We start from the raw sequence: 8817 nt of genomic DNA, 5'->3' as shown, positions 1-8817 counted from the left end.
GCCGCCGTCGCCGGCTTCGCTCCCGGGCTGCTCGGGTACGGGCTGTTCGCGGTGCTCTCCCGGGCCCTGTACGCGCGGGGCGCGACCCGGGCGGCCACCGCCGCCATCAGCGCCGGCTGGCTGGTGGTGCTGGTGGCCACGCTGCCGCTGGCGGCCCTGCTTCCGGTGGCCGACCGGGTGCTCGCCGTGGCGTTGGCCAACTCGGTGGGGATGCTGCTGCTCGGCGGGCTGCTGCTGGTCGCCGTGCTGCGGGTGGCCGGCCGGGCGGCGCTCGACGGCGCCGCTCGGGCCGGTGCCGCCGGATTGTTGGCCGGCACGACGGCCGCGCTGGCCGCGTTGGCGCTGCTGTCGTTGTTGAATGCGGGGGACGGCACCCCGACGCGGTGGGTGGCGCTGGTGCAGGGCATGCTGTCCGGAGTCCTGGTCGGCGTCGTGTTCCTCGGCGTGGTCTGGTTGGTCGATCGGCGGGACGTGCAACCGCTACTGGCCGGCCTACGTCGACGCCTGCGCCGCGGCCGGACTCGGCCCGGGCAGGAGGACGGGAAGGAGCCGGTGTCCCGGTGAGCGCGAGGAGTGAGCTTGCGAGCCCCGCAGTCGCGAACGAAAGGGCCGGCTCGGTGAGCGCGAGGAGTGAGCTTGCGAGCCCCGCAGTCGCGAACGGAGGCCGGCCGGTGAGCGCGAGGAGTGAGCTTGCGAGGCCCGCAGTCGCGAACGGAGGATCTGTTCGGTGAGCGCGAGCAGTGAGCCGACCGCGACCCCGGACCGGCCGGGCACGGTGGTGCTGTTGCTCGCCTCCAGTACCGGCGGCGTCGGGCAGCATGTGCGTGCGCTGGCCCGTGGACTGACCGCCGCCGGTGAGTCGGTGCTGGTCTGCGGACCGGCGGCGACCCAGGAACAGTTCGACTTCGTGGCCGCCGGCGCCCGGTTCCAGCCGGTGGAGATCCCGGCCAGCCCCACCCCGGCCGACGCCCGGGCGGTCGCCGCGCTGCGCCGGGTGCTCGCCGGCGAGCAGGTCAGCGTCCTGCATGCGCACGGGCTGCGCGCCGGGCTGGTCGCGGTGCTCGCCCGGCCTGCCGCCCCGCTCGTGGTCACCTGGCACAACGCGGTGCTCGTCGGTGGGCTGCGTGGTGGCCTGTCCCGGCTGGTCGAGCGGATCGTCGCCCGGGGTGCCCGGGTGACCCTCGGTGCGTCAAACGATCTGGTCGAGCGCGCCGCCGCGCTGGGCGCGGCGGATGCCCGGCTCGCCCCGGTGGCCGCCCCGACGCTGCCCGCGCCGCGCCGGCGTCGCGCCGCCGTGCGGGCCGAGTTCGGGGTCGCCGCGGACCAGCCGTTGATCCTGTCGGTGGGCCGGTTGCACCCGCAGAAGCGTTACGACGTGCTGGTGGACGCTGCCGCCCGGTGGCGGGAGCGCACCCCACCAGCGGTTGTGGTGATCGCCGGCAGCGGCCCGGCGTACCTGCCGCTGGCCGCCCGGATCAGCGCGGCCCGCGCCCCGGTCACCCTGCTCGGGCATCGCACCGACGTGGCCGATCTGCTCGTCGGCGCGGATCTGGCCGTGGTGACCAGCGACTGGGAAGCCCGCCAGCTGTTCGCGCAGGAGGCGCTGCGGGCCGGCGTACCTCTGGTGGCGACCGCGGTGGGTGGCCTGCCGGAACTGGTCGGCGACGCGGCGGTGCTGGTGCCGCCGGGTGACGTCGACGCGGTCGACGCGGCGGTGCGGGGCCTGCTCGACGACGACGCCGGCCGTGCCGAGTTGGGCCGACGCGGTGCGGCGCGGGCGGCGACCTGGCCCACCGAGGCGGAGACCCTCGCCCAGCTGGTCGCGCTCTACGCCGAGCTGACCTCCGGGCCGGCCGGGCCGGCCACGCCCGACGCCGACGCGCCGTCGACGGGACGCCGGTGATGCTGCGCCGAATCGCTCCGATCCTGCTCACCCTGGTCGTGGTGGCGCTCGGCATCACCGCGCTGTCGGCCGGGCCGCAGACGCCGCCGCCGCGGCGGAGCGCCGACTACGTGGTCGTGGTCGGGGTGGCCGGGCTGCGCTGGGAGGACGTGGATCCGCAGGGCACACCCACGTTGTGGCAGCTGGCCCGGGACGGTTCGATCGGGTCGCTGTCGGTGCGTTCGGCGCATCAGCCCACCTGCCCGGTGGACGGCTGGTTGACCCTCGGCGCGGGCAGCTTCGCCGCCTGGACCGGCAGCCGGTCGGCCGGGCAGTGCCCGCCGGTGGAGGTGACGGTGGAGCAGCCCGACCGCATCGGCGCGAACCTGCCGGAACAGGAGAGCGTCGTCCTGCACAACCAGGACCGGCTGCCGTGGGGCACGGTGCCGGGCGCGTTGTCGGAGTCGGTGCGCTGCTCGGTGGCGGTCGGCCCCGGAGCGGCGGTGGCCGCGGCCCGGCCGTTCGGCCGGGTCGACCGGTACGAGCCGACCCTGCCGGAGGATCCGGCCGACCTGCTCGGCTCCTGCGTGCTCGGCATCGTCGATCTCGGCGTGGTCGCCGGTGAGGATCCGGCGGTGCGCGCGGCGGCCGCCCGTACGGCTGATGCGCAACTCGCCCGGGTGCTTGCCGGCCGGCCGCCGCATTCGCTGGTGATCGTTGCGGGGGTTTCCGACACCGAACGGCCGTCCCGGCTGCATGTGGCCATCGCCGATGGTCCCGGCTGGGAGAACGGGTGGCTGACCTCGCCCAGCACCGGCCGTCGGGGCTATCTGCAACTGGTCGACCTTGCCCCGACCGCGCTGGCCGCGTTGGGTCGTCCGATGCCGGACCGGCCGTTCCTCGGCCGGCCCGCGGAGTCGGTCGGTGGCCGGCCGGATGACCTGTCCGTCGCGATCGCCGAGCCCGCCGACGCGGACCGTGAGGCCGCCGCCCAGCGGCAGGTGGCCGCCGGGTTCTTCACGTTGCTGGCCGGCGTGCAGGTGGTGCTGGCGGTGGCGGTGCTGCCGCTGCTGCGTCGGGCCCGCCGGCACGCCGGGCCGTACGGTCCGAAGCCGGTGCCCCGGCGGGTGGTGGCGACCGTGGAGGTGCTGCTGGTGGCCGCCGCGCTCGCGATGCCGGCGGCGCTGCTCGCCGAGGCCGTGCCGTGGTGGCGTAACCATCATCCGGCGGCCACCTTCGCCGGGCTGACCGCTGTGCTGCTGGCCGCCGCGACGCTGCTGGTGCGGCTCGCTCCGGGCTACCGCACCACCCTCGGCCCGCTCGGCGCGGTGGCCGGGCTGACCGCGTTGGCCGTCGGCCTGGATGTGGTGACCGGTGCTCGGCTGCAGCTCAACGGTGTGATCGGCTACTCGGCGTTGGAGGGGGGCCGGTATGCCGGGCTCGGCACCGTCGGGCTCGGGGTGTTCATCGCCGGTGCCCTGCTGAGCGCGGGCTGGCTCGCCCAGCAGGTACGCCGTGGGTGGCGGCCGATGGTGATGGTGGTCGTGGGTGGGGCCGCCGTGGTGGTGGTGGGCAGCCCGTTCCTGGGCGCCGACTCGATCGGCGCGATCGCGTTGACCGCGGGGGTGAGCGTCGCCGCGGCGATCAGCGCGGGTGGCTGGCTGACTCTGACCCGGCTCGCCTGGGCGGCCATGGCCGGGCTGGCGGTGACGGTCGGTTTCGCGGTGGTGGACCTGGGCCGTCCGTCCGCCGAACGGGGCAGCCTGGGCCGGTTCCTCGCCGCGCTCGGCGACGGCACGGGCGGGCTGACCGTGCGGCGGTCCAGCGCCTCCAGCTTCGATACGTTGGTCAACAGCCCGCTCACCGTTCTGGCCCTGGCCGGTGCCCTGCTGGTGTGGTTCGCCCTGCTCCAGCCGTGGGGTGGGCTGATGCGGCTGTTCGGCATCTACCCGGCGATCCGTGCGGCGATGGCGGGTACCGCCGTGGCCGCCGGGGTGGGCGGCGTGCTGGGCGCTGCGGCGCTGGACGTGGCGGGCGCGGCCGCGGCCCTGGTGGTGCCGGTGGCGGCGCTGTCCGCGTTGCGGGTACTCGATCATTCCGCGGATCGGACCCGGCCCGGCCCGGACCGTCCGGCCGATGCCGGCCCGGTCGACGGTGGGCCGGTCGACGGTGGGCCGGTCGACGGTGGGCGGGCCGACGGCGGTGCCGCGACGCCGGACGGCGCCGGCGCTGAGTCGGACGACCGCGACGGCACAAAGCCGGACCACGAGGGTGGCGCGACGCCGGGCAGGGACGCGGACCAAGCGGCGGCCGGCGGGGCGGACGGCGCCGGATCGGGGCCCGGACCCGGTCGCGGCCGGGCCGTGCGGTCATCGGCCGAGGTCGCGACCGGGTGACCCGGCGACACGTACCTCGGGTGCGGCACCGACACGCCGCCGGGAAGGTGTTAGCGTGGAATCCCGTGGATCGCGTGATCACTTCGCTGATCGGCTCGGCGGTCTGCACGACCGCGACGGACGACACGGGAGCAGGCGTTGGCCCCTTCAGCACGGACGACCAGGCACATTTTCGTCACCGGAGGCGTCGCCTCCTCGCTGGGTAAGGGGTTGACCGCCTCCAGCCTCGGCAATCTGCTGACCGCGCGGGGACTTCGCGTGGTGATGCAGAAGCTCGACCCGTACCTCAACGTCGACCCGGGAACGATGAACCCGTTCCAGCACGGCGAGGTGTTCGTCACCGAGGACGGGGCCGAGACCGACCTCGACGTCGGCCACTACGAGCGTTTCCTGGACCGGGCGCTGTCCGGCAAGGCGAACGTCACCACCGGCCAGATCTACTCCGACGTGATCGCCAAGGAGCGGCGCGGTGAGTACCTGGGCGACACCGTCCAGGTGATCCCGCACATCACCAACGAGATCAAGTCGCGGATCCTGGCCATGGGCGACCCCGACGACGACGGCCGTACCCCGGACGTGGTGATCACCGAGGTGGGCGGCACGGTCGGCGACATCGAGTCGCTGCCGTTCCTGGAGGCGATCCGGCAGGTCCGCCACGACCTGGGCCGGGACAACTGCTTCTACCTGCACGTCTCGCTGGTGCCGTACCTGGCGCCCTCGGGTGAGCTGAAGACCAAGCCGACCCAGCACTCGGTGGCGCAGCTGCGCAGCATCGGCATCCAGCCCGACGCCATCGTCTGCCGCTCCGACCGGGACATCCCGGACAAGCTCAAGCACAAGCTGTCGCTCTACTGCGACGTCGACGCCGAGGCGGTCATCGCCGCGCCGGACGCGCCCAGCATCTACGACATCCCCAAGGTGCTGCACCGGGAGGGGCTCGACGCGTACGTGGTGCGTCGGCTCGGGCTCTCCTTCCGGGACGTGGACTGGGACGGCTGGGACGACCTGCTGGAGCGGGTGCACCAGCCGCAGCGCACCGTCACCGTCGCCCTCGTCGGCAAGTACGTCGACCTGCCCGACGCGTACCTGTCGGTCAGCGAGGCGATCCGGGCCGCCGGCTTCGGCCACCGGGCCCGGGTGCAGCTGCGCTGGGTGCCCAGCGACGACTGCGTCACCCCGGCGGGTGCGGCGGCGGCCCTGGCCGGCGCCGACGGCATCGTCATCCCCGGCGGGTTCGGCGTGCGCGGCATCGAAGGCAAGATCGGCACCGCCCGGTACGCCCGGGAGAACGGCATCCCGCTGCTCGGGCTCTGCCTCGGCCTGCAGTGCATGACCATCGAGGTGGCCCGGCACCTGGCCGGCCTGGACGGCGCCAACTCGCTGGAGTTCGACGAGGAGGCCGTGCACCCGGTCATCGCCACCATGGCCGACCAGGAGGACATCGTCGCCGGCAAGGGCGACCTGGGCGGCACCATGCGGCTGGGTGCGTACCCGGCGGCGCTCGCCGAGGGCTCGATCGTCGCCGAGGCGTACGGCAGCACCGAGGTCAGCGAGCGGCACCGGCACCGGTACGAGGTGAACAACGCCTACCGGGACCAGCTGACCAAGGCCGGGCTGCGGATCTCCGGCACCTCGCCGGACGGCCGGCTGGTCGAGTTCATCGAGCTGGACCGCGAGCTGCACCCGTTCTTCGTGGCCACCCAGGCGCACCCGGAGCTCAAGAGCCGCCCGACCCGCCCGCACCCGCTGTTCGCCGCCTTCGTCCAGGCCGCGGTGGGGTACTCGCAGGCCGACCAGCTGCCGGTCGACCTGGACGGCGCCGCGCCCGCCGCCCGCAACGGCACCGCCGCGAAGGCGACCTCGGCGTCGTGAGCTCGGTGGAGCACCGGTACGAGGTGCGGTCCCGCGAGGTGCGCTACCACGGCCGGATCTTCGACGTGGTCACCGAGGAGGTGAGCATGCCGGGCGGCGGGACCGCGGTGCGCGACCACGTCCGGCACGTCGGGGCGGTGGCGGTGGTGGCGCTGGACGACGCCGGCCAGGTGGTGCTGATCCGCCAGTACCGCCAGCCGGTCGGACGGCGACTGTGGGAGCTGCCGGCCGGGCTGACCGACGTCACCGGCGAGGACCCGGCGGTGACCGCGGTACGGGAACTGGCCGAGGAGGTCGACCTCACCGCCGGCCGGCTCGACGTGCTGGTCGACCTGCACAGCTCGCCCGGGTTCACCAACGAACTGGTCCGGGTCTTCCTGGCCCGGGATCTCGGCGACGTGCCGTCGGCGCAGCGGCACGACCGCCGCGACGAGGAGGCCGATCTGCAGATCGTCCGGATCGACCTGGACGAGGCGGTCGGCATGGTGCTGGCCGGCGAGATCACCAACGCGTCCTGCGTGGCCGGGCTGCTCGCCGCCGCCCGCGCCCGCGACGCCGGCTGGTCGGTGCTGCGCCGGGCGGACACCCCGCTGCCCGGCTGACTCCGGTACGCGACGAAAGGGGCCGTGCGGATCACCGCACGGCCCCTGCTTCGGTAGATCGTCAGTCGCGCAGCGGGCGTCCCTGCCCGTCGACGCCACCCTTGACCAGGATCAGGATGCCGTCGACGAGGCCCCAGATGCTGCCGATACCGCAGGTCACCAGGGTGACGATGAGCTGGATGACACCGGTCTTGGTGTCGCCCATGTAGAACCGTCCGACGCCGAAGCCGCCCAGCAGAATCTGCAGGACGCCGGCGACGACCTTGCTCTTGTCGGAAACGCCCTGGGGATACCCGGGCTGCATTGGAGGAGTGGTCATGGGGCGACACAATAGTGATCTACTTGCCCGCTGTCCGCACCGGTATCCCCCAAGTGGGACGATGATGGCCAAACACTGTCCTGACGGCTGAGGTGGCGTCGACCCGCGGCACGGGTCCACACCTGACACATCGTCAGCGTCCGCGGCCACCAGGTGTCACAGTGCAGGCTCCGGTGAGGTGCGGTCGCGCCTAGACTGCCGCCGGCGGGACCGGTTGACCGTGGCGGCAATGGGGCTGCCGCGGCACCGCGCAGTCGGGGGATCGGTCCCCGAAGAGAGGTGTCTGCATCGTGAAGGTCGGCATCCCACGCGAGGTCAAGAACCACGAGTACCGCGTGGCGATCACGCCCGCGGGCGTCAACGAGTTCACCCGCGGCGGTCACCAGGTCTTCGTCGAGGCCGGCGCCGGGCTCGGGTCGAGCATCACCGACGAGGAGTTCGCCGCGGCCGGTGCCAAGATCCTGGACAGCGCCGACGAGGTGTGGGACGCCGCGGAACTGGTGCTCAAGGTCAAGGAACCGGTGGCCGAGGAGTACCACCGGATGCGTGAGGGGCAGGTGCTCTTCACCTACCTGCACCTGGCCGCGTCCCGGGACTGCACCCAGGCGCTGCTCGACCGCAAGGTCACCGGCATCGCCTACGAGACCGTCGAGCTGCCCGACCGGTCGCTGCCGCTGCTCGCCCCGATGTCCGAGGTGGCGGGCCGGCTCGCCCCGCAGGTCGGCGCCTTCTACCTGATGCGTACCGGTGGTGGCCGGGGCGTGCTGCCCGGTGGTGTCTCCGGCGTGTACGCGGCCAAGACCGTCGTCATCGGTGCCGGCGTGTCCGGCATGAACGCCGCCGCGATCGCCCTCGGCCTGCAGTCCGAGGTGCTGCTGCTGGACAAGAACGTCAGCCGGCTGCGGCAGGCCGACGCCATCTACCGCGGCCACCTGCAGACCGTCGCCTCCAACGCGTACGAGATCGAGCGGGCGGTGCTGGACGCGGACCTGGTCATCGGCGCGGTGCTGGTACCCGGCGCGAAGGCCCCGAAGCTGATCTCCAACGAGCTGGTCTCCCGGATGAAGCCCGGCAGCGTGCTGGTCGACATCGCCATCGACCAGGGCGGCTGCTTCGAGGACTCCCGGCCCACCACGCACGCCGACCCGGTCTACACCGTGCACGACTCGATCTTCTACTGCGTCGCGAACATGCCCGGCGCGGTGCCGAACACCAGCACCTACGCGCTGACCAACGTCACCCTGCCGTACGCGCTGGAGCTGGCCAACCGCGGCTGGCACGAGGCGTCGCGGCGCGACCCGGCGCTGGCGCTGGGCCTGAACACCCACGACGGCCAGGTCGTCTACGGCCCGGTCGCCGAGGCGCACGGCCTGCCCACCCTGCCGCTTGCCGAGGTGCTCGCCTGAGCGACAACCAGCTGACCGCCACGGCGGACGGGGCCGGCACGGGTACCGAACCCGCGCCGGCCCTGCGCCGTGTCGTGCGCGGCTACCTGGACCACCTCACCGTCGAACGTGGACTGGCCGCGAACACCCTCACGTCGTACCGCCGGGACCTGGAGCGCTACCTCGGCTCGCTGGCCGCCGCCGGGGTGAGCGACCTGGCCGCGGTATCGACCGGTGAGATCGAACGCCACCTGGCCGGGCTGCGCGCCGGCACCGACGGGTATCCGCCGCTGGCGGTCTCCTCGGCGGCCCGCGCCGCCAGCGCCGTGCGGGGCCTGCACCGGTTCGCGTTGCGCGAGGG

Annotated in this window: 7 protein-coding genes and 1 pseudogene; 7 read left to right on the top strand and 1 reads right to left on the bottom strand. The window is 73.7% G+C overall.

Features of this window, described 5'->3' with window-relative positions; translation table 11 throughout:
- The 5 genes and pseudogenes from C1I95_RS29005 to C1I95_RS28985 form a co-directional block, all read left to right on the top strand.
- Positions 1–564: pseudogene (locus tag C1I95_RS29005) on the top strand (virulence factor MviN); the annotation flags it as partial.
- 163 nt (positions 565–727) lie between these two features.
- Positions 728–1903, top strand: a complete 1176-nt coding sequence (locus C1I95_RS29000) for a glycosyltransferase family 4 protein (RefSeq protein ID WP_111218597.1) — start codon at positions 728–730, stop codon at positions 1901–1903.
- The gene (locus C1I95_RS28995; protein ID WP_111218595.1) at positions 1903–4278 is read left to right on the top strand and encodes a hypothetical protein; all 2376 of its coding nucleotides are present in this window, start codon (positions 1903–1905) and stop codon (positions 4276–4278) included. The genes C1I95_RS29000 and C1I95_RS28995 overlap by 1 nt, the downstream gene beginning before the upstream one ends.
- 138 nt (positions 4279–4416) lie before the next feature.
- Positions 4417–6150, top strand: coding sequence for a CTP synthase (gene pyrG, locus C1I95_RS28990; protein WP_111218593.1), 1734 nt, complete (start codon positions 4417–4419; stop codon positions 6148–6150).
- Positions 6147–6752: an NUDIX domain-containing protein gene (locus tag C1I95_RS28985; RefSeq protein ID WP_111218591.1), complete on the top strand. Its 606-nt coding sequence runs from the start codon at positions 6147–6149 to the stop codon at positions 6750–6752. Before pyrG ends, C1I95_RS28985 begins: the two co-directional genes overlap by 4 nt.
- A gap of 61 nt (positions 6753–6813) precedes the next feature.
- Here C1I95_RS28985 and C1I95_RS28980 read toward each other — a convergent pair whose 3' ends face one another.
- A complete protein-coding gene (locus tag C1I95_RS28980) occupies positions 6814–7143 on the bottom strand; it encodes a TM2 domain-containing protein (RefSeq protein ID WP_325048871.1) in 330 nt (109 codons plus the stop codon).
- Positions 7144–7361: 218 nt separating this feature from the next.
- On the opposite strand from C1I95_RS28980, the gene ald reads away from it, so the two are divergent.
- Both ald and C1I95_RS28970 read left to right on the top strand, forming a co-directional pair.
- A complete protein-coding gene (gene ald / locus C1I95_RS28975; RefSeq protein ID WP_111218587.1) occupies positions 7362–8477 on the top strand; it encodes an alanine dehydrogenase in 1116 nt (371 codons plus the stop codon).
- Between the two features lie 11 nt (positions 8478–8488).
- A partial coding sequence (locus C1I95_RS28970; RefSeq protein WP_158566495.1) for a site-specific integrase occupies positions 8489–8817 on the top strand: 329 nt, incomplete at its 3' end.

Source organism: Micromonospora craterilacus (assembly GCF_003236315.1).
Taxonomy (GTDB): domain Bacteria; phylum Actinomycetota; class Actinomycetes; order Mycobacteriales; family Micromonosporaceae; genus Micromonospora; species Micromonospora craterilacus.
The sequence above is the reverse complement of the archived record's forward strand: the minus strand, read 5'-3'. Positions and strand labels throughout refer to the sequence as shown.